The organism is Bacillus salacetis, assembly GCF_003581585.1.
GTDB lineage: Bacteria > Bacillota > Bacilli > Bacillales > Bacillaceae_B > Rossellomorea > Rossellomorea salacetis.
Genome location: NZ_QXIR01000025.1, coordinates 1 through 22,158, shown reverse-complemented (window position 1 = coordinate 22,158; position 22,158 = coordinate 1). Strand labels below are relative to the sequence as shown.

Genomic DNA, 22,158 nt, shown 5'->3' with positions numbered 1-22,158 from the left:
TCATATCAGCTTATTTTTCCAAAATGAACAAACAGGCCATTGGTTTAAGTAAAGACTCCTCTTTAACATCATTTCCAACATGGAAAACATGAGGCTTTCCATATTCCAAATATATTTGCATTCATTACGCAAAGGATGGCTCTTTTCTCGGCAAGGACTGGTTAGTTCAGCATATTGTTACCGCTTATATAAAATTTGTTTTCAAAAAATATAAGAGCCCATTTTCAATGGTTATCATTTTAAAGTGTTTTGGGCTTCGTTGACTAATAATTTCATTAACATGGAGACACTTTGATTTCTAGCTAATCTGGGGCTTTGTCCAGACCAAAGTGAGATGATTCATATTTCTGCATCTCTGAAATAAATTTGTTTTTGATACCCCTGGCCTCTTTACCGGAAAATGCACGGGTTAAGATAACTTCATCTTCTGCGGAATTCATAATAGCATCCTTATGAATTTGATTAGCGCCACTTTCAACGCAAGTTAAAAATGCGGTTCCCATCTGGACACCTTGAGCTCCTAAACATAGCGATGCCATCAACCCTCTTCCATCCATAATCCCTCCAGCGGCTATTACGGGGATGCTTACATGATCAACAACTTGAGGAATCAGGGACATTAACCCTATTAAACTCTCTTGAGTATCTTTTATAAAGTTTCCCCGATGGCCGCCAGCTTCACTTCCTTGAACGACAACGAGATCCATTCCTTTGTTTTCATTTTCAATTGCTTCCAAAACGGTTGTTGCCGTTCCCATTAAGGTAATATTGTGTTGTTTTAACTCGCCAATGATCTCCTCAGAAGGAATACCAAAAGTAAATGAACAAATAGGGATTTTTTCTTCAATAACAACCTTGATTTGTTCCCGGAAAGTTACCAACGACTGATCATAGTCAAAAGTTTCCACACTTTCATCTTGCTGAACATGTAATTCTTCTTTTATTGGTTCCATTTTTTCTTTTGCGATTTCAATGGATTTATCTGAAACATTCACTTCGTTCGGTACAAATAGATTAATGCCAAAAGAACCCGTTGTTAATTTCTTGATTTCTATAGTTTGTTCTCTTATTTGTTCCGGGGTCATATAGCCTGCTCCAATCATTCCCAAGCCGCCGGAATTGGATACTTCAGATACCAATTGAGAAGTTGTTATACCACCAGCCATAGGTGCTTGAATGATGGGATAACGGATTTTGAAAAGGTCTGTTACTTTATTATTCAACATATAACCACCTCAAGAGTAAGAATGAACGTACAAAAAGAATTCTGGCTATCACGTATACTCATTAATCCATCTGTCGCAATACTAACTAGAGAGATTAATGAAAGCGCAAAAACCGATGATTAAAGACGACAGGAGGTAATCCCCCTCCCTTCTCCTAATACTAGCTTTTTCCTTATTTGAAAGCACGTACAATGATTTTAGGAGATTAATGAAATCAGCAAAAGTGATCTCAATGGAGATATTCGTATTTTTCTAACGCAGCAAATACAGGCAATGTGCATACGCGCTAATAATGATTTATCAGTTTTACGCTAACGAGAGAACAGTGCATTCCCTGGTAAAAGAAAAACACCTTCTGGAAACAAGGCTAAATGTGAGGATCAATAAATACAGTGATTTTCGCTTCCTATACTAGAAGCATCGGGATAAAAGCTTCATTCCTGCTGCAGCCATTCTATTTCCATTTCCCGAACAGGCAAGGAACTTTCTCTGTACCGAGTACAACGATATGAAGTAACATGAATTTTAGACCACGCTATAGTCTCTCTGCACTCCCCGCAATAGCCAGTGGATTTTCAGGACTATGAAAAAGAGGAGTACAAAACGCTGCACGTTCGTACTCCTCTCCAGTATGTTCGTTGTTGATCACTCATCAGGAACGGAGCCGATTAAGGCAATCTGCCTATCCTCTGTTCTTGATTTATCTTTTTCCTTTTTCCTTCTTGGTGTCTTTCGAAAGTTCTTCTATCAACTTTTCTCCTTCAATATCCAAGTTAGGCAGTAACTTATCTAACCATTTTGGCAGCCACCAAACCTTGTCACCAAACATGGACATGACGGCAGGCACGAAAATCATACGGATCAAGAAGGCATCAATCAGGATACCAAAAGCAAGGGCGAAACCGATTTGTTTGATCATGATATCTTCAGTGAAGATGAATCCGGAGAATACAGAAACCATGATCAAGGCGGCTGCTGCAACCACTTTACTTGCAATCGTATATCCACTGATGACGGCTTTATCACCTTTTTTACCATGAATATAAGATTCACGCATAGAGGATACAAGGAAAACTTGGTAATCCATAGCCAATCCGTACAAAATACCTGTGACCATGATTGGAATGAAACTCAGCAGCGGACCTCCGGTATCGATCCCGAATAATGACCCGAACCATCCCCATTGGAACACGGCTGTCGTAACACCAAATGTCGCCATGATGCTTAATAAGAAACCAAGTGTTGCTTTGATCGGAACAATCACTGATCTGAAAACAACCAGCAGGATGGCCAGGGACAAGACGACGATGATTCCGATGTAAATCGGGAATACTTCCGCCAGCTTCTCGGAAATGTCAATGTTGATCGCCGTTAACCCTGTAACCCCGATCTCGAGGTTTGTATTTTCAAGAAGAGAATCATTTGTTCTTAAATAATGAACCAAATCATTGGTTTCCTCATCTGTAGGACCATCTGCCGGTGTGATGCTCATGATCCCGATGGTCCCCTCACCATTGAATCCGCCTGGTGAAACTTCTACAGTACTGTCGAGTTGACTGATATTGGATAGTACCTGAATGTATTCTTGTGGATTTATCGGATTGCCGTCCTTGTCTTCAGCGACAAGCAGCAGCGTTCCATTATAGCCCTCTCCAAAGTTGTCTGAAATAAGGTCATAACTCTGTCTTACTGCCGTATCTTTATTTGCACTGGCCCCTGAAGGCATCCCTAAGTTCATTTCACCGACTGGAATAGCCATCGTTCCCAGAATCACAACAACCAAAAGTGCCACAAGCCATTTGAATTTGATGATTCCATTGATCCAATGGCTGGCAAATGACGGTTTTGATTTTTCTTTATTACTCACTTTCTTTCTTGTTTTCGCTGATACAATTCTTTCACCTATCAATCCTAAAAGTGAAGGCAATAGGGTAAGTGCTACGAGTACATCAATAAACACGGTCATCGAAGCGACAAGCGCCATGCTGCTTAAGAACGAAATCCCAATAACCAGCATTCCGCATAAGGCGATGATGACTGTCAGTCCGGCGAAGAATACGGCACTTCCCGCTGTACCCAATGCACGGGACGCAGCTTCTTTTGCCGAAAGACCTTCCTCGATGATCAGCTTTCTCTGTCTATTCACAATGAATAAGGCATAATCAATTCCAACGGCCAGCCCGATCATCAATGCAAGGGTAGGAGTCAGGCTGTTGATTTCAAATACGCTTGATAAAGCAAATGTTCCGCCAACACCCACACCGACACCAATCAGGGCAACAATTAACGGAAGTCCTGCTGCTACCAGTGATCCTAATGTAACGATCAGGATAATGCCGGCAATGACAAGCCCGATGATTTCATGCGTTCCGCCAATTGGAATATCTGTTCCTTGAAGTGTACCAGTCGGAATGACCGTAATCGAAGTATCTTCTTCTGCCTCAATGGCTAAGTCGTTCAACTGTTGGATTTCATCTTCAGTTAAACTCTCCACTTGCTCTGTTAATTGAAATTGAAACAGAGCGATATTTCCTTCTTCTGAAATCTTCACTCCTGGTATAGGCATCTCATTCAAAACGAAAGGTCTATATGAAACATCAGATTCCTGTACCTGTGCTAATTGACTCTGCATCTCCTGTAACTGAGCCATACCACCGCTTTCTTCGATCATTTCAAGCGGGTTGACGACATAATCCAACTCATAAATCTTGTTGATGGCGCCTGCAAGTGAGGCTGCATTTTCCGGCCCATCCACTTGTTCTCCATCAGGCACCTCAAAGATATAACTGCCTTGTCCGCCAGAAACGGCTGGAAACTCTTCCGCCAGCTTGTCCAACACATCTTGTGCTTCTGTCCCTTCAATCCTGGTTTCACTGCTCATGTGAACACCGTTGGTTGCAATGACCGTTATGATGACTCCCAGAATCAACAGCCAGCTGACAATGAATGCCCATGGCTTGCTGTATGCTGTTTTCCCTATTTTATAAAATAATTTAGACATACTTCTTCTCCTGCTCCTCTATGTTTGTATTTACTGGAATCCTTCTCTCAGCTTCGAAAATACGGTTTTCATATACTCACTGAATTCGCTGTTATGCTCGCTTTCACTTTCCCCTGCAGGCAGAGGAACCTCAATGCTGCCATCAAGAATCGGCATGATGGCACCGAATACAGCACCGATGAGCAAGTGATAATACGCATCAGGATATTCACTGCCATAATTTTCACTGGTTCGTTTCCGCGCATCATCCTGAATTTCTTTTATAGCTCCTGCCACATACAGCTTCAGTGGCGGATGACTGCGTGATAAAGAAAATAATTGTTTAAGCCGTTTAAGTTTTTCGATAGTGAGACTGCGCTCAATGAGCAGCTCGATCGTACTCAATGGCGATAGACCATCTAATTCCCGATCTTCATCTTTGCGCTGATAATCTTCTATTGTTAAAGAACTGGCTATCGCCTCTTCTTTACAGGAAAAGTAATTGGCAAATGTTCTTCTTGAATATCCCGCTTTATTCACGATATCTTCTACTACAAAATTATCGATTCCGCGCTCGACCGCCAATTGGAAAGCCGCTTCAGAAAGCTCACGCCTCGTCGCTTTTTTCTTTTTCAGCCTCAGATTTTCTTCCGTCATCGTTTTCTCCCTTCCTTTTTACTGCGATAAATCTATTTATATCACAAAAGTGCACAATGGGCAACTTTTCCCATTGTGCACTTTTAGACAGGAACATGTTCCAGGTATGTAATCTAACAAGCAGAAATAAATAATAAATAGAGAGTAAATTAAACAGGATCACAAGACTGCTCATAAGAAATTCACAAATTCCCAGAATGCGATAGCTATAAACAGAGCCCAGATGCCTTTTAATACATTCGGAAATACCTCATAAGGACCTTCGAAATGCAGCGAACATCAATGTATTCCGCTTTTCCCAAGATGGCGATTTCCTTCCTTCTTTAAGAGAATGGACCAAGTGTCCTGTCTGGATGATCATCGTAATCACCAGCATGGATAAATAAAGAATTTGTCACTGTGACACCCCGGTAACCTCTTGGATTTAATTTGATTTTTGACTTCCAAATTCCCTACCCTTTAAGAAATTTATTTTACTAATATCTTTATTGTTATTGTTATCTGCACGGTAACTATCCTTGGAAGAAGCTTCATAAACACTTAAATATTGTTTAGGATTCAGCAAATAATACTTTACCTCTCCTATTTTGTGCATTTTCAAATCCTCTAATTTCACTCCAGAGAAACTTGGTAAAGTGTCAATTATACCGAATTCTACGGATAATCCTTCTTTGGAGAACTCATGCTCGTGCAAATCAATCAATTTATATCCCATTGATTTCATAATTTCCACTACCTGGTTCCAGTTATGTATATTTAATTCAGGTGGCACCTCCCACCCTCTTTTATCACCAGGTATATGAATATCTAAGTCTTGTGCATCCCAACTTCTTCCTGTGACGACTTCCAGACCTACTGATCCCATTAATAATGGGATAATCTCAATAGTGTTCAGTTTTTTTGCGATTTTCTTAAACTCATTAAACTTGTAATTATCCATTTGCCCCTCCAATAAGTTTTACTATAAATTCAACGAACCTGCCCTTCACTTAATACCAATTATTTCAAATTGCATCCCTTCTGACAATCCGTTTATTTCATTAAATGACCCTTTTGTTGAAAGAACCCTCATATCAATGAAAAAAGCCTGAGGGCCGTGAAAACCTCTCAAGCCTTTGGTGTACCTTTGTATTAAGGAAAAACCTTGAAATCATCCTTCACCTTTCAAAAATTTCTACATACCAGTCATTAATAATTTGATTAAGTTCATCTTGGTGTTCTTTCATTAGATGATCTCCATCCGGTATCAGTTTATAGGCAGTATGTTCATTCTGATTTTGCTCTTTCAGCTTCTCATAGTAGGATTGGGTAAGCTCCCAATTCACGGTTTGATCCTTTTGCCCTTGTACAATCAAAATTGGAATGAAGTTTCTTTCGATTGGAATCGATTCTTCCTTCACAAATGTTGATGATGGATCAAACTCACCGAACTTCTTTTGATATGTATCCAAAAATCCCTTATTCCAATCATTTTCAGGATGGCTTTCCGCCCACGGGTAAACAAGGTCAAGACCTACATAGGGATTCACGGCCACAACATCTCCAATATCATCCCTCATAGATGCCAGCTTCAGGACAACTCCCCCGCCCAATGAAATTCCACTTGCACTAATAAACCCCGACCTAATGGAGCTTTCCGTATTTCCAGAACGGAAATAAGAATACAAAGCATCGATGGCATTATTCGTATCTTTTGTCACACCATTGAATCCCGGTACCGTTCCCTTACTATTCCCGTACCCTCGGTATAAAGGGCTCAAAGTGATCATTTCACTGCTTGTGTCCAAACCGCCAATCAACGTTTCAGCATTTAACGTCACACCAGGCAGGGCATGAACATTTGAAAGATCCAAGGAATATACATATCCGCCGTGACACAGAACGGATAAATAATAATACCCTTTCTTCTTAGGTACGGTCACATAGGCTGCTGCTTCCACACCTTCACTCCAATACATCATTTCATATGCATCCAAGGCAGGATTAAGCTCCTTTACTTCTATTTCCTCAAAAGATATGACCGTCCCATCCTTCCCCTCCATTGGATCAGACGCTTCCCCGGCCACATTTTTAATAGAGTGATTGGGAGCAGCCGTTGGTTCTTCCGTTTGTCCTTCATTTTTAGATTCAACCGGCTGAGAAGTACATGCGGCCGTCGCCAATAGGAACGAACCAATAACGAGAGCAATTCCTAACTTTTTAAAAATGGTAAAGACCTCCTTTGTTGATTTTCTTGATAGGCAGCACTTTTTTCCTTTTACACAAGCTCATTTAAAACCTATATCAGTAATACGCATTACAGCATAAAAAGTTTCAAATTTTCCCAGGGATTATTCTTCCAAAACGAAAACTATTATCCTTAATATGTTAAACAAAAAAACGACCACTTATGAAGTGATCGCGGGTAAAAACCTATTTTTCTTGTACTGAGCTGCAACATGACTTACAATTTTCAACAGCAGAATACCTTCTACTTCTTAAAATAAATCCCCACACAAACCAATGATGACGAGTGGTGATATATTTTCAGCAGCATATCAACCTGAAGGATGCTATCTTCTATATAGGTTTCAGATATGGGCTGAAAACCAAAAGAACCATAGAAGCTTTTTAAATAATCCTGTGCTTGAATTTTGACCGTTGTTTCATTTAACTCTTCCTGAATAAACTCCAGCCCCTATACCTAAAAGTTCCTCTGCAAATCCCTGAACCCAGTATTTTTCATTACGAACACTCATCCCATAGAAACTTCCTGATAGGAAACACCAGCCGGTAAAATCCTTAAATACGCAATGTTTTCTCCATTGTCCTCTTAAAAAAGATGATATGAAAACGGATCTTTTCCATGCATTTCAAGGTAAGGACAAACTTGTTCAACCACATAAACTAAGGTTCTTTCTTTTAAAAGAAAATAAAATTCAAACGCTAACGACAGAATAGTTGATTCCCAAGCACAAGAAAAACCCCCACAACTGCCTACTGCAAACAGGGCAAAAAATGAGGGTTTGTAAATAAGGTTATACTCGCAGCTTATTCTACAATGGACCTGGTTAACAGCTTCCCTACTATTGAAGTCCTTCTATCAATAGTTCACGGACAGGCAAGGAACTTTCTCCTGTATCGACGGTAAAGCTTTTACCGCTTTCCATAAGGATTTAAACGGTTGTTTAGTCGGCAGTTTTTTCTTTATAGACCCTGATAAAGGATTACGTAGAGTTTTCGGTACTAGTTTGAAGTGAATTGTGTTTATAAGAATGGTTCTATGAATCACACCTTTAGCCTTGGATTGAAACATACAAAAAACCAGAAATTTCTTAGTTATCTTATGTTTCATACCTTTTTCACCACTGAATTTTCTCGGTAGAAAAACGAGAGTACTACATGTTTCTTATATTACTTCTCGTATTTTTTCCATTTTGTGTAGTTATAGAAGAATTGTAGAAAGGTAATGACAAAGAAGAATAATGATATTAACAGTATCTCAAAAGTATTCAATTCTGCAATAACGGAAATAGCAATTAGTAATATAACAATTAATGGGATTAACCACAAAGTGCGGATCATTTTCCTTCTATATGTCAATTTATAGTAAGAAAATACATGGCCTTTATCTGTCTTCTCTTTATTCTTATAAATGACTGGCAAAATCAAGGAAGTTATAAGGATAATTAAAAATACAACTATTAGCAGTTCAATTGGCATCGGATATATCAACTCCTTCTTATCCTCATAGAAAAAAATAATCGCCTGCGGATCAACCTATAGCATTGGTACTTTGTCCCAGTAAGACATAAATCAATTAAAAGTGGAATACTAACCTTTCTCTTCTTTCATAAATACTCTTCTGTTTGATTGCACTGATTAATGTAATATCCCAAAAACCCTCATCAAAAGGGACCTTACACTCGATAAATCATCTACTCCAGGCAGCATCTGAATGGCCCCCATCTTATACCGCTCCTGATATTCGTCCTGGAAGAATCTCATCGTCTCCGCCGTCTCTTCTTGTGTCGGTGTCAATATATATACTTCCTTTACCGCTCTTCCCCCGGTTTCCCTGTGAAGAATTCCATCCCGATACTTATGCATTTCTCCCAAGGCAGTTCCCAGATTACCTGGGACGCGATACTTAGGATCAAACACTAGGATTTCTTTATCTTCCTCTAGAACAATGTCAGGAATCATCCTTTGGGTATAGGTATGGAATTTTTTAGAGTTATACTGATAGTTACGCTGGAAATAAAGCGACTTTCCTCCATGAAGCTTAATTCGGCTTTCCTTGCTTTGAGCAAGGTCCAGGAAAAGCCCATTACTGGTTGTCTTAAATAAACCCTCGGAGTCATTCAGAAGTTCCAGCTCTCTCAGCATCTTGATAATCATCATGAAGCACCACATCTCATAAAGTTCAAAAGTGTCCTTCAATGCGATTGGATACTCCAATCCAATCCTTTCCCGGTCATGCTTGAAGAGCTCATCGAACCATTGATACCATTGTCGGTAAACCGGGTGTTTTCTGAATTTCTGCGTGATGGAATAGGAACCTTGATGCATGGACACCTCCCGCATGAAGGGTGTGTTCAACCACCTTAGAGTGATTGCGTAATACTTTTTGGCTTTCTCAGATACATCGTCCCTCTCGACCTTAGTAAAGGTCTTAAAGATATTTTTCAAGTCAAAAATCTGCTTTTTCAACACTTGGTTTTCATATAAATCAAGGCTCTCGAATGTTTTATCCGTTTCCACATTCGAAGGCACATCTTTTCCGAATCCTTTCTGATCCAGCCAATTCAAAGTGGTTCTTTCAACTCGTTGTACTTTTTCCCGTTTCTGAGTAATAGGTAGTTTTATTAGCTTCCGGAATGGCTGTTTCTCAATTAAAGAGAAAAGCTGTCGCAGCTGCTGAAACGACCTTTCAATATAGATCCACAGCGTCCATGACGGTCCCCGGTTTCTTCCCGAGGCGTTTACCTTTTTCTCCAAACTACTTAACTGAAAACAACTATTGCTTTCTTCAAGAATATCGCTGATCATGCATTCAAACTGTTGCTCAGTCAGTTTGCGGGAGTCTGGATAAACGTATGTCTCCCATTCCTTCCCATTCAGGAAAATATGGACAATGCCACTCTGGAAGGGAGTCATGAAGGAAGAGACTAAATACTCTCCTTCCTGATAAAAGGATATGGGTATCCTTTGAAAACGCAGGTCTATTTTTTCACCACTGAAACGCAATTTATATTCTGTGGCCTCCACTAAGTAGGCCTGGGAAAAGGGTATCCACCCTTCTCCAGGCAGGAATATCTTCAGGCTATCATCTCCAGAATTGAGTGGTACCATAGTACTTCAGCTCCTCTTGCATCCGTTTCACATGCCCTAAGGAAATCGTGGATACCTCCAGTTTGGTGGACAACCACATGTGAAGACTCTCCAGCATCTCAGCGATCCGTTCATCTCCCCGTATCTTCGTCAGTACCTTTTCAGCGATCACTCCATCAAGAGATTCTAACGACTCCATCGCATGTTCTTCTCCGAGCTCCCTGTTGGCATATAGTTTCTTAAGCATTTCCCCCATCGTTCTATAGCCGAAGTGCAATTCATAGCCTGCCAGTGTTCCATGCAATTCTTGTAAGAGAAGAAATTCCTGCTGTAATGAATCTTTCATATCCTGGTCGAATCTTTCCCAAAAAGAAGTAAAGTCCACATCTGATAAAGTCATCACAAAAGCCCTATCAAGAACTTTATCTGAAATGGAGTGAGTCGTCTCATCCACATTGATGGTTCCAAGAACATAGACATTTGGAGGAATAATGAGCTTTTGAGGAACGTCTGTCACATGCTCTTCCTGATGAAGCGGTATTTCTTTTCTTGACTCCACTGCGCTAAGATAATCACTTAAATAGTACTCGACACGAGCAAGATTCATCTCATCAAGCAAGATAAAATGAGGTTTCTCACGTTCCTTCAATGCATTCATGATCACTTTCAGAAATTCTGTCTTCACATAACGCTTTTCAAAGGAACTGTAGTAGCCAAACATGGAGCTGGCATCCGTCCAATCAGGCCGGACTGGAATGATAGAGAAGTATGGATTATCACTTTCATACTCCAATCCATAAACAGCATTTGCATAAAGCCTGCAAAGTTGGGTCTTCCCAGTCCCTGATATACCGCTTAGTACGACAAAGTGCTTATCATCCAACGCTGTCAGATTAAGATGCAAATCCCTTACAATCGATTTTGAAAAAGTAAAATGACTATTTTCAATCATTTCAAAGATTTCATTGAAACGGAAGTTCGGTTCCAGTGTTTCTGATTCATTATCACTTCCATCTTCCTCTTCATCCTCACTTGGAAGCTCCAGTCTGTTGCTTGCATGGGCAAAGAGCAATGCAGAATCAATAAAGTTCTTTTTAACGACATCAGCCCCTTCAGCAAACATTTCCGTTTCATTATCATAAGTGCCGACACAATAAGCAGAACCATTCACTTTAAAATCATGTTCCGCAAGTAAATTCATGGCCTTTGTCATCACAGCATGGTTATCGAGGGAATGGGTGGCAAATACCTTTGTGATCCACCATTCCTTCCGCCCGTCCCCTAAAATCTCCCTTGCATTCGTAAAAATATGGTTATGGCCTTCCAGTTGAACAATGATGGTTTGGAATGGTGAATTCTTATCATGATAATCTAGAAAATACATATATCCCTTGGTCAGCATCTGGTCTCCATCATTGATATGAAACGATTGTCGTTTACCTTGTGATTTATAGTTTTCAACAGAAGAAATTTCTACTGCATAATTCCTTCCCAGCAAGGTTGTTTCCGTAATATCTTTAACAGACGCCAGCTGCATTAGGGCTCTATAAGCAGCATCGCCTATTTGCATTTCCTCCTCTAAGAACCCTCTGAAATCACTCAACCCATCCCATACTTCTTCCAGTTTGCTGATTAACGTGTCTTCGGCCATTCGCCCTTCTAATGGTATTCGGCTGCCAACCTGAAACCATGGCCGCTTCCTTGGTTTTATGCAGCTTTTAACAAAGTCCGGTAACTCATCTGCTGGAATGACTGATTTTTCCTTCCATCCTGTCAAAATCGAAAAGCGATCGGGGATGGAATTCAGGACCCTGTGGATTTTACTATTCCTTAACCAAGCCCAAAATGGGATGAAGTCCAATTCGGTATGAATCATTAAAGAGTTGTCCATACCATTCAGTTCTATCGTGATGAGGTTGTATTCCCACTCACCCAACCTTTTTACAAGGCTTGCATAATACTTCCTCCCTATATCAGAGTTCTTTTTCTTCTCAGCGAGTGCCGGATTCCTTGAATCATGGTATGTAGTCGTCAAGGTAGAGTCATAACTATGCATTGAAAACTCGTCGCTTAAAGATATCTGATTTTGACTTAGGAATCTTTCAAAAACCCTCTTTATATGCGGAGACAACTCATCAAGGACCGTCCGACAGCGTACCTCAGTGTTATCTTCATTAAAAACAGATTGATAATATGTAAGGTTTAGCAATATATTCACCTACTTAATTTATTCCTAATATTAGATTAGCATATTATGGAGAAGGTTCTGAATTAAAATGTAAAAAAACCTCTAACTTTGTTAAAATATAGAATATCCACTTTAAAAAGTATAATTTCATAGAAAGATGTGATCACATGATAAAAAAATTCATCTCAAATTTGTTATCTTCAAAGACAACAGAAGATTCAGCAGCCCCTGGGAGTCCTGAAGTTCTTATCAGAACTCAAAAAGTACTTTTATTTGAAACTAACCCAACCAGGCTGGAAGAAATAATGAATTCCCCTTTTCCCGAAGGTGAACATCCGGGATATGTATATTTTGTTCAAGAATATTTAAATGGTTCTTTTAAAATCGGGAAAACCAAGCACATCAATAAGAGGATGAACCTCTTCAATGTAAAGCTGCCTTTTGAACATCAACTGGTCCACCTTATAAAATCAGGAAATCATCACCAAACTGAAATAGCGTTTCATAAACATTTCGCACAGCAGCGTCTTGAAGGTGAATGGTTTGCCTTAGATGCTGAAGATGTGAAATGGTTAAGAAGTGAGAGGTATACAGAAGAAATCAACTCTACTATTAAGCCAGCTGCCAATGATGATGATGAAAAACAATTAACTCCTAAACAAATCGAGTTTGCAAAAACATTGATCAAGAAACTGGAAGACAATTATACTCTAAATGTAGATTACTCTCATTTAACCAACAAAGATTTAAGCAGGCTCTCTGTTTATTTCCGATTCAAAAATGAAAAAGCATTGCAGAATTTAGTAAAAAAAGGAGTTCTTTCACCTAAACAGAAGGTACATAAATAATAAAAAATCACGGAAGTCTATTTGTCATCCGTGATTATTTGTTCATGAGATAATGCTAATCCAACTTTATTCAACTTATATATTGAAGTGCAGAATGATAAATGAATTATTATTATACATATTTCTGGGCCATTGTAACTTTAGTAAGGGTTTTACAAATGCTATTTTGGGGTTAAGACCTGATAAGAAAAAATTAGAAACCCCTGTTTCATGGATCAAATTTTATAAGCACTACCTTTAATGATAAGATAAAAAAGATTACTAAAACTTGGAGGATTTTATGAAGAAAACAGTAAGAGTTGTGGCAGCAATTATTGAAAATGAAAACAAAGAAATCCTTTGTGCTTTACGTTCTCCTGAGATGGCAATCCCAAATATGTGGGAGTTCCCAGGGGGTAAAGTAGAGAAAGATGAAGACATTTACTCTGCTCTGGTTAGGGAAATTGAAGAAGAGCTGGGTTGTACAATTGAAACAGGCGATTTGTATAATGACATTACCCATGAATATGAAACGTTTATCATCAACTTGATTGCAATTAAAGCAAAAATAGTTTCAGGTGAGCCAATCCCTAGTGAACACTCTAAATTAGTTTGGTTAAAACGTGAAAATCTTGAATCATTAGTGTGGGCACCTGCTGATATTCCAGCAGTTGAATTACTAGTGAATGAAGAATAGTCTTCTCAAATGAGAAGACTATACTTTTTTTGTAAACTCAGTATATAACGGTGCCGGTATTTCATGTTCTAATTCCATCTTAACTGTTATTGGTTTTTCTCCTTCAAATTCTACCGAATTCCCTTTTCCGATGTAAATATAAGGCTCTGTCTTTCCGTCAATCTCTTTATACTTTCTAATGAACAAATGTAGGTTGATGCCTCTTTCTTGGTTAAAAATTATATTCTTACCCCGCTCAGAAGATTGACCTGTACTATTCGGCGTTTGCCATTGAAAATATTTTGTATCAATAAACTTATCTTGATAATTGATGCTCTCCTTAATATCTTCTTCCTTATGAAGATCAATATAGAGGAAATATTCATTTTCATTGGCTAGTAATCCCGATCCTCGGAAAGAACTATGGGTTTTTCTATAGTTGGAAAGAAGTGCTGCATCCACCATTTGAAATTGTTCGTAAAGTTTAAAATGTGGAACACCATAATTCTTATGTTTATATTCCTTTTCGTAGCGGAAAATACCATAATTCAATACATCATCGATAAAATTGTAATAGTCATCGTTTGCTAATGTAGCCTTAAAAGCACTTGTCTTCACTAACCTACCACCAAGATGTTCCACTAACTTTTGCTTTGTTCTTTTTTGAACACTATCATAGTAATCTTGATTTAAATACTCAAAGGCGTGAAGAATACTATCTTCTTCTACTCCTTCAACAATCTTTAGTATTTCATGCTTTGCACTTTGTAATGTTATTTCTTTATTATCCATTAAGTAGCGCAAAATAATAAATTCGTAGATTCTTATTAACGGTACCTTGCTTGACAACTCTTTCAAGATACTTTCGAATGTATCATTTACAAGCAACTTCTTTAACCCATCATCTTTTTCTACTTTAGCTACAAATTGTAGATACGACTTTTCTTTATCAATAAATTTAGTCGGATCAGGAGCCCCATCATATTTCAGATAATCCATGAGATATAAAGGGATTTTTCCTTGATTTAGCTTCTTAAACTCAAAATATTCTTCCTTCAGGTACTTCATGGAATTAAAGTTTTCACTATCAATTTGTTCCAGTATCCTCTCCTGGACAATCTCATCCATTTGTATATGAGTTGCTCCAGGTATATTAGCAAACCCGGTTGCTATCGCAACTTTTAAACTTTCTTTGTCATAATAACGGCTACCATTTAAGGCAATGGCTATTAAGAAAACCTTACTATGATTACCTATAAAATCGAGAACTGTTAGAAAAGATTTAGTTCCATGCTTACGAAGTCCTCGTCCTAGTTGTTGGATAAATATGATTGGAGAGTTAGTTGGTCTTAACATCAGAACAGAGTTAATTGAAGGGATATCAACACCTTCATTGAATATGTCTACTGTAAAAATAAATTCTAACTCATCTTGAACATCTTCTAACCGTCTAGTGAACCTGTCTCTCTTCTCTATGGAATCTCCGCCATTTAAACTAGCACTCTTGTACCCTCTTTTATTAAACTCACTGGCCATGTATTCAGCATGCTCAATACTCGCACAGAAACCAAGACACTTTCTCTTCACTCCATCATGGCCGTAGAAGTTCATCTTCTCAATAATAAAGTCGACACGTTCATTAACTTTTAGTCTTTTTGTCACTTCAGCAATATCATCAATAGAAACATCACTTAGGTCGACGCCTTCAACGTCGGTAATTCCAAAGTAATGAAAAGGAATAATGAGTTCATCATCTAGGGCCTCATGTAAACGTACTTCCAACGCCACATTGTTATTAAATAAATCAAAGACGTTACCCTGGTCACTTCTCTCTGGTGTAGCAGTCATACTGAGTATTGCGGACAGATTGAGCCATCAGTGCGGAGATTTGAGCCACTATTTGCGGTCAACTGAGCCATTAAGTGCGGGGGTGAAAGCCACTCTTATTAATGTAGCTAATAATATAAACAACCACTGGAACTTCACTCGCTCCAATGGTTGTTTATATTATTATTTGATTCTCTTATCTCTGAATTCCTGATCAATAATCTCAATAGCCCAACGAACTAATTCATCCTGATCTATATCCTCTTCTTCGTTCCAAATGCAGGAGGGTAATAGCTTTTCCTCTACAGCCTGCTGTACCTTATCAGGTAAATACATATGCAGAAAGTATCTAGCTATACGGTCTTCAACTGCTGGCGGAATCATTTAAATACCCGCAATCCATGGCGTTCCCTCATCGAAACTTCACCATCAACTAGAATCTTATAAGAATCATGAACGATTCTGTCAAGAATCGCATCTGCTATTTGTGCCTGTCCCAGTTTGGAATGCCATCCCTCAGGTGAAAATTGAGAACAGAATATAGTAGAGGCTCTTTTGAGCCTTGCTTCAATAATCTCCAACACATGAAGTACATTTTCCTCTGACAGCTCTGTTAGTAGCCACTCATCTAGGATTAATAAATCAATCTTTTTGTACTTCTGAATTAACTTACGGAAGCTGCCATCTGCTTCATACTTTGCTACAGCTAATTCATCAAGTAATTCTGGTAACCTTATATATTTTACTTTATAAAATTGCCGACATGCATGTACCCCAAAGGCATTTGAGATCCACGTTTTGCCGTTTCCAGAAGCGCCCATTAAAATGATGTTATGGTGATTTTGAAGGTAATTTCCCGTTGCTAACTCTAGTATTTGATTCTTGTCTAAATTACGATCCGGATGATATTCGATATCTTCAATAGCTGCTGTTGGTTCGCTGAGTGTCGCCTGTTTAATTAGTCGTTCAAGTCGATTCGATTTACGTCTATCATATTCATAATCTACCAGGAGATTGAATCTATCATCAAAATCCATGTCTTTATAATCATTATTCTGCTTTTGTTGCTGATATAATTCCGCCATCGCACCCATCTTCATTTCTACTAATTTACGTAAAGTTTCTTGGCTCATTATTTAGTATCCCTCCCAAAATATTTTGCTCCACGGACAAATCCATAGTCATCGGATGTAGTGCGAGGCCTATTAGTATCCGTTTTTTTATTTTGTTTTCTCTTCTTATTTCTTTCTAGTACACTTTTAAAAACAGAAACCGTCGGGTTTGTTGAAATCTCAAGTAAGGTTTCTGCTGCTTTTTCTATTTCATCATTTGTGTATTTCTTTGCTGTATTCCTCAGTGTGCTAAGGCTATTTAATGCTTTTTTCTCCACATTCATTTCCAGGATAGAAGAGACAAATTGATTCATAGATGGTCCAATTGTTTCTGCCCACTTCCGGTTATTTTCAGGATTATGCTCTAAATATAATCTGTGATTATCCGGCATATGGTCAGAGTTGGTAGATAACTGGCCAATTTCACCATACAATCGTTTATGGGATGCAATTCGTACTTCTTTGAAGTAAACTTCAATTAAATCCGTGGTTAGTCGTATATCGACATTCTCTCGGACATAATCATATGGAACGGAGTAATACATGCGTTCAACTTGGATGTGGTAGTTCAGTTGAACTTTTGCTGTTCTCCATTCCGCAAGTTTATACCTTGTTTGAGGAAGCTGTTGAAGGTAGGATTTCTCTTCTTCCTCAAACACCTTTTTACGCGAGCCTGGTCGCTTTTGAAATTCAATGGTGTTGATTTCTTCTAGCTTTTCAAAGATTTTGTGATTTAGATCTTCCAGGTGAAAACAATGATAGTTTCTTAATGGAGCGATAATTTGCCTGGAAATATATCCAACAGTGCCTTCGACACTTGCTTTATCTTTTGGCTTCCTAACACGACTTGGAACAATGACAGTCCGGTAATAATCTGCCAGTTCACGATAGGCTTCATTTAGAAGAGGTTCTTCACGATGTGCTTTCGTAACCCCTGTTTTTAAATTATCGGGAACCATTGTTTCAGGAACTCCATTAAAATACTCCAATGCATGAATATGAGCGATAAGCCAATTAGCTGATTTCATATCTAAAAAGGCTTCAACATAGCTGAATTGACTATAGGGTAAGGTCGCAATAAAAACATACGCTGGAATCATTTCTCCTGTTGAACGGTCATTAATCTTCAATGTAGTACCAGCCCAATCCACTTCCATCACTTCACCTGGTTTTCTGCGAATAGGCATCGTTAGTTTATATTTTTTCGCATATTTTCCATAGTTCTCACAAAAAGTACGATAGGCATAGGGGATCTTTCCACCTTCACGTGCCTCTGTTGAATACTCGTGATGCAATAGTGACAGGGTTACGTTCTTCTTTTGTAGTTCCTTATGCACTCTTTCCCAATCAATCGGGAAGTACCCTTTCTCAACAGCCTGTTTCTCTGGGAAGAGAAACGCTTCTAGCCATGGATTGGTCATGGTGTCATTCAAGCTTTCTACACCAAGTTTTTTGGCACGTTGAACAACATCTGAAACTGTATTCCTTGAATGCCCAGTGCTAGAACTAATCGTTCTTTGACTAACTTCTTCAAAATAAAGCTCCAGAATCTTACGGTAATTAACCATAAAAAAGCCTCCTGTATAATAATGTCATGCTTGCTAGCATGCAAGGTTATTATACAGGAGGCTTTTCTTTATTCTATTCATAGTGGCACCATAGCCCGCAATGACTGGCTCTTTTCTCCGCAATGACTGGCTCAAAACTCCGCATAAGTGGCTCATTTTAACTGCAATAATCACATACCAAGAGTGAATTCAGGTGTAAAGTAATCCATCACTTTTTGATAGGATGGACTCGTTGCATGGTGTGCTTCATCATAAATAATGTAATCAAACTCATCTCGTTTAAACTCTTCGTAACACCTAGACATGGTTTGAATTGTTGAAAAAAGATAATCTGCACTGATTTTTTTGTGGTTACCTGTAAACAAACCAAAGGTTTTATCCGTATTGGCGATAAGTGATTCAAAAGTATCCTTTGCTTTTTTTAGGATCTCTTCCCTATGAACAAGAAACAGTAATTTTTTCGGCTGAAAATTTTTCACATCAAAGGCGGACATATAAGTTTTTCCAGTACCAGTAGCTGATATAACTAGCGCTTTGTTTTCTCCATAGGTCCTTAATCTCTCAAGATTTTCCATAGCTCTTCTTTGCATTCTATTCGGAACAATATATTCTGCTTTCTCAAAAATCAATTGCTGAGACTTTTGATTTTGCTTTATTTTACTCAGGAACTCTTCATACTGATTAATAAACTCTTCATCAGCATTTTGACTTCGATCCCATAATTGCTGATATTCTTTTAGTACATTTCTAATAAATGCACCATTTTCTTTCGTGACAATTTCCACATTCCATTCAATATTACTCTTAAGTGCACTTTGAGTGATATTAGAAGAGCCGATGATAACCTTAAAGCTTTCTTCATATTCAAACACATATACTTTTGTATGGAAGCCGATCTCTTTGTCCGTAACAAATACTTTAAGATCAATATTCTCAAATTGCTTAATCTTGTCCATTGCTTTAGGATCAGTGAAATTTAAATATGTAGAGGTCAGAATCTGACCTTTTGTGCCATTTTCTTCAGCAGCTTTTAACGACTCTAGCAGTAACTGTAAACCACTGAAATTAATAAAGGCTACACTGAAATAAAATCTTTTACAATCTTTGATTGATTGTATGAGTTCATTTAAAAGATTTCCATTGTTTGAATTAGTGATGTAACCGTCAAGTAGAAATCAACGGTTTTTAGTAAATAAGAATAAACAGTTTTCATTAATTAAGATTCAACACTCTGGTTATTAAATAATGCTTTTCTGTATTTCATTCTGATACTGTCTTGTTCTTCGCTGAAAGTCAAAATTTCGCTCCGATGAAGGAGACGGTCCAGTATGGCTGTCGTAAGTGTCGTATCCCCAAGGAACTTTCCCCATTCTCCAGGCCCTTTATTAGATGTAAGGATAAATGCGGCTTTGTCATACATCTCATATATAAATTGGAAGAATAAATGGGCATCCTGTGGTTCATAAGCCATATACATGACATCATCGATGATAATCAAATCAGATTTGATAATACGGTTGTACCTTGTTTTAGACTTACTGATGTACTCTCTTGATTTCAATACATAAATTAAACGATCCATTGATATAAAAGAAACCTGGTATCCACGCTCAATAGCGTGAATACCCAAGGCAGTTGATAGATGGGTCTTTCCGACACCCGTTGGTCCCATCATAATTAAGGTGAAACATTCATCGACCCATGATAATTGTTTTAAAATATTCAGCTGCTTTTCTCCAATCGCTGTCTGTTCCTCAAGTCGAAAGTTTTCAAATGTTAAAGTTTCTGGAAACTCAGCCTACTTCATTAATCTTTCACTGTTTTTTCTTTCTCTACAACGCATTTCGTGGCTAAGAAACTCATGGATAAATTCATGATAAGTCCATCCTTTTGCTTCAGCTTCCCTTAGAAGAGAGGGTAATTCTTTGGCTGTCTCAGCCAGACGTAAGGTTCGACATTTTTCCTGAAGTGATTCGTAAGGTTGGCTCATTGTTTTGCTCCTCCCTGAAGGACACTTAAATAAATATCTTCTCTTCGTTCGGGGGCAATTAATGTCTTATATTTCTCATTCAGGGTTCCAGTTTCTCTATATTTATTTCGTCCCTGGAGTTCTAATGTGATGGCAATATCCCTGAGATCATTTGCACTAGTCAGCCGCAAGCGTCTCATTTCACTAAGTGCCTCATCAACGAAAGATGGATGTTTCAAAATGACAGATTGTACAACTTTAAGCTGGTCTACCAGATGGCGTGGATATTGATTAGATAGAATTTCAATTAGCCAACTTGCAGCTTGTTTATCGATTAACATTTCTTTGATTTGCTGTATTAATAGATCCCGTTTAGGTTGTTCACGTTCCCGATGGGAAGGCTCTGAAATAACAGCGCCACTTCCTTCTGCAATTTTATGCTTTGCTAGTGGTTGCCCAGTTTGATGAAGTCGTATGTATAGGTACTCAGTATCTGTCTCTACATATGCTATATTGGGAGCACCTTTTCGGTAGGTACCGCGAGGTACGCTGTACCTGTTCCCATCAAACCGGATAACGTTGTCTTTGTTAATCGTTCTTGTTATACTTGTATCTAAGATATTTTCAAAAATGTAAGTACCGGAGACCGGTTGTAGGTGTGGCTTTTCCAGGGCGAACACCTCGACGGGTCTCTTTTTCGTATTATGATGTACTTTGTAATTCCCTGTTCTCCTTAACCAACTCATACTAGATTCCTGCCAATCTAGTAGATTATCAAAAGTTCGGTTCTTCGCAAAATTATTCTTAACGTATTTCACGACCTGTTCGATTTTGCCTTTGGATTCTGGATCAGATTTTCTGCATAGGTAGACTTTAAACTTTCTTGTCTGTTGATATTTAGTGAATTCTAGTGTCATGATAAGATCGCCAGCGTTCTCACTAACAGCGAGTAATCGATCTTGGTCGTAGACGATTTCAATAGACATGCCCCCATAAAATCGAAAGGCATTTTCATGCATTCTAATGAGATCTGATGCTCGAAACGGTTGGTCTAGCCATTCTACATATTTGTATCTTGAGTGGGCCAAAACGAATCCAATAAAGTAAAGCCGTTTAAATGTTCCATTCGTTGTAGGGACCTTCACTTGACCAAAATCCACTTGTAACTGTTGACCCATCGGAAGATCGGGTACGGTACTATAGCTTCTCTCAGGTACCATTTTGGGGATATGATATGCTTCACGTAACTCATTGACATAATTCCTCACAGTTCCTTCTGAAACAGAACTAACGTCTAATTTCTCCCCCAACCAATCCAATACTTGAGCTCCTGATAAGTCAGGGTGTTCCTTTAACCATCCAATGATTTTCTCCCGAAAGGGATCTAGCTTTTTGCTTCTGCTTTGTAATGAGATCGCAAACGAATAAAACTCTTCTGGTGACATCTTTCCATATTCAATTACTCTATTCCTGGAAATCTTTAATTTTCTAGCTATCGCACTATTTGTAAAACCCTCGCTGCGAAGCCTATGAACATCGTTGTAAATCATCAATCTTTCCACTCCTATTTATTCCTCACTTTCTATAGACTACTTAAAGTATATAAAAAGTGGATCAATTAAGATAAACTGTTGATTCTTATTTGTTGGAATCTGTTTATCTTTATTTGCGGAAAACTGTTGATTCTAGTTTATCGTTTACAAGTGATTAATTTCTTTTCAATTTCCATGTTGATCTCCTGACTTACAAGTGTTTGTTCTTAAATAATTAACTTTATCTTAACAGATAAAAATAAAAGGTGCTCTTTTGTTTAAG

The 22,158-nt window shown here is 38.4% G+C and carries 15 protein-coding genes and 2 pseudogenes; 2 read left to right on the top strand and 15 right to left on the bottom strand.

Features of this window, described 5'->3' with window-relative positions; genetic code table 11:
• Positions 1-234: 234 nt before the first annotated feature.
• The 8 genes and pseudogenes from D3H55_RS16375 to D3H55_RS16330 all read right to left on the bottom strand — a co-directional run bounded on the left by D3H55_RS16375 (position 235) and on the right by D3H55_RS16330 (position 12,394).
• Positions 235-1,226, bottom strand: a pseudogene (locus D3H55_RS16375) (NAD(P)H-dependent flavin oxidoreductase).
• A 700-nt stretch (positions 1,227-1,926) separates the two neighbouring features.
• The gene (locus tag D3H55_RS16370; protein WP_119548399.1) at positions 1,927-4,227 is read right to left on the bottom strand and encodes an MMPL family transporter; all 2,301 of its coding nucleotides are present in this window, start codon (positions 4,225-4,227) and stop codon (positions 1,927-1,929) included.
• Positions 4,228-4,257: 30 nt separating this feature from the next.
• Positions 4,258-4,863, bottom strand: a complete 606-nt coding sequence (locus D3H55_RS16365) for a TetR/AcrR family transcriptional regulator (RefSeq protein WP_119548398.1) — start codon at positions 4,861-4,863, stop codon at positions 4,258-4,260.
• Positions 4,864-5,287: 424 nt separating this feature from the next.
• Entirely contained in the window at positions 5,288-5,803 is a 516-nt protein-coding gene (locus tag D3H55_RS16360) for a phosphoribosylanthranilate isomerase (RefSeq protein WP_119548397.1), read from the bottom strand.
• 217 nt (positions 5,804-6,020) lie between these two features.
• Positions 6,021-7,025 (bottom strand): alpha/beta hydrolase family protein, encoded by a 1,005-nt coding sequence (locus D3H55_RS16355; RefSeq protein ID WP_119548396.1) that lies wholly within the window; start codon positions 7,023-7,025, stop codon positions 6,021-6,023.
• Positions 7,026-7,333: 308 nt separating this feature from the next.
• Positions 7,334-7,495: a GNAT family N-acetyltransferase gene (locus tag D3H55_RS25390; protein WP_338067957.1), complete on the bottom strand. Its 162-nt coding sequence runs from the start codon at positions 7,493-7,495 to the stop codon at positions 7,334-7,336.
• 1,229 nt (positions 7,496-8,724) lie between these two features.
• Positions 8,725-10,002, bottom strand: a complete 1,278-nt coding sequence (locus D3H55_RS16335; protein WP_168413134.1) for a DUF2357 domain-containing protein — start codon at positions 10,000-10,002, stop codon at positions 8,725-8,727.
• 169 nt (positions 10,003-10,171) lie between these two features.
• A complete protein-coding gene (locus D3H55_RS16330; protein WP_136035728.1) occupies positions 10,172-12,394 on the bottom strand; it encodes an McrB family protein in 2,223 nt (740 codons plus the stop codon).
• A gap of 137 nt (positions 12,395-12,531) precedes the next feature.
• Here D3H55_RS16330 and D3H55_RS16325 point away from each other — a divergent pair, with 137 nt between their 5' ends.
• Both D3H55_RS16325 and D3H55_RS16320 read left to right on the top strand, forming a co-directional pair.
• Complete coding sequence (locus D3H55_RS16325) at positions 12,532-13,212, top strand: GIY-YIG nuclease family protein (RefSeq protein ID WP_119548391.1); 681 nt, start codon at positions 12,532-12,534, stop codon at positions 13,210-13,212.
• 280 nt (positions 13,213-13,492) lie between these two features.
• Positions 13,493-13,888 carry a (deoxy)nucleoside triphosphate pyrophosphohydrolase gene (locus D3H55_RS16320; RefSeq protein ID WP_119548390.1) on the top strand — a complete coding sequence of 132 codons (396 nt, stop codon included), beginning with the start codon at positions 13,493-13,495 and terminating at the stop codon, positions 13,886-13,888.
• Positions 13,889-13,906: 18 nt separating this feature from the next.
• On the opposite strand, the gene D3H55_RS16315 is transcribed toward D3H55_RS16320, so the two are convergent.
• The 7 genes and pseudogenes from D3H55_RS16315 to istA (D3H55_RS16285) form a co-directional block, all read right to left on the bottom strand.
• On the bottom strand, positions 13,907-15,715 hold the full coding sequence (locus D3H55_RS16315; protein WP_119548389.1) for a DUF3427 domain-containing protein: 1,809 nt from the start codon (positions 15,713-15,715) through the stop codon (positions 13,907-13,909).
• 162 nt (positions 15,716-15,877) lie between these two features.
• Complete coding sequence (locus tag D3H55_RS16310) at positions 15,878-16,078, bottom strand: hypothetical protein (protein ID WP_119548388.1); 201 nt, start codon at positions 16,076-16,078, stop codon at positions 15,878-15,880.
• On the bottom strand, positions 16,075-16,830 hold the full coding sequence (istB, locus tag D3H55_RS16305) for an IS21-like element helper ATPase IstB (protein ID WP_119548387.1): 756 nt from the start codon (positions 16,828-16,830) through the stop codon (positions 16,075-16,077). The genes D3H55_RS16310 and istB (D3H55_RS16305) overlap by 4 nt, the downstream gene beginning before the upstream one ends.
• On the bottom strand, positions 16,827-18,374 hold the full coding sequence (gene istA, locus D3H55_RS16300) for an IS21 family transposase (protein ID WP_119548386.1): 1,548 nt from the start codon (positions 18,372-18,374) through the stop codon (positions 16,827-16,829). Before istA (D3H55_RS16300) ends, istB (D3H55_RS16305) begins: the two co-directional genes overlap by 4 nt.
• Positions 18,375-18,544: 170 nt before the next feature.
• Positions 18,545-19,444 carry a DEAD/DEAH box helicase gene (locus D3H55_RS16295; RefSeq protein ID WP_240628617.1) on the bottom strand — a complete coding sequence of 300 codons (900 nt, stop codon included), beginning with the start codon at positions 19,442-19,444 and terminating at the stop codon, positions 18,545-18,547.
• 146 nt (positions 19,445-19,590) lie between these two features.
• Positions 19,591-20,364 (bottom strand): annotated as a pseudogene (istB, locus tag D3H55_RS16290) (IS21-like element helper ATPase IstB).
• Positions 20,361-21,893 carry an IS21 family transposase gene (istA, locus tag D3H55_RS16285; RefSeq protein ID WP_119548384.1) on the bottom strand — a complete coding sequence of 511 codons (1,533 nt, stop codon included), beginning with the start codon at positions 21,891-21,893 and terminating at the stop codon, positions 20,361-20,363. The pseudogene istB (D3H55_RS16290) and the gene istA (D3H55_RS16285) overlap by 4 nt, the downstream one beginning before the upstream one ends.
• Positions 21,894-22,158 lie beyond the last annotated feature (265 nt).

Excerpts from the sequence above, each read along its gene's own strand:
- D3H55_RS16370 (WP_119548399.1), bottom strand. The coding sequence starts at position 4,227 with ATGTCTAAATTATTTTATAAAATAGGGAAAACAGCATACAGCAAGCCA.
- D3H55_RS16365 (WP_119548398.1), bottom strand. The coding sequence starts at position 4,863 with ATGACGGAAGAAAATCTGAGGCTGAAAAAGAAAAAAGCGACGAGGCGT.
- D3H55_RS16360 (WP_119548397.1), bottom strand. The coding sequence starts at position 5,803 with ATGGATAATTACAAGTTTAATGAGTTTAAGAAAATCGCAAAAAAACTG.
- D3H55_RS16335 (WP_168413134.1), bottom strand. The coding sequence starts at position 10,002 with ATGACTCCCTTCCAGAGTGGCATTGTCCATATTTTCCTGAATGGGAAG.
- D3H55_RS16325 (WP_119548391.1), top strand. The coding sequence starts at position 12,532 with ATGATAAAAAAATTCATCTCAAATTTGTTATCTTCAAAGACAACAGAA.
- D3H55_RS16320 (WP_119548390.1), top strand. The coding sequence starts at position 13,493 with ATGAAGAAAACAGTAAGAGTTGTGGCAGCAATTATTGAAAATGAAAAC.
- D3H55_RS16315 (WP_119548389.1), bottom strand. The coding sequence starts at position 15,715 with ATGACTGCTACACCAGAGAGAAGTGACCAGGGTAACGTCTTTGATTTA.
- D3H55_RS16310 (WP_119548388.1), bottom strand. The coding sequence starts at position 16,078 with ATGATTCCGCCAGCAGTTGAAGACCGTATAGCTAGATACTTTCTGCAT.
- istA (WP_119548386.1), bottom strand. The coding sequence starts at position 18,374 with ATGGTTAATTACCGTAAGATTCTGGAGCTTTATTTTGAAGAAGTTAGT.
- istA (WP_119548384.1), bottom strand. The coding sequence starts at position 21,893 with ATGATTTACAACGATGTTCATAGGCTTCGCAGCGAGGGTTTTACAAAT.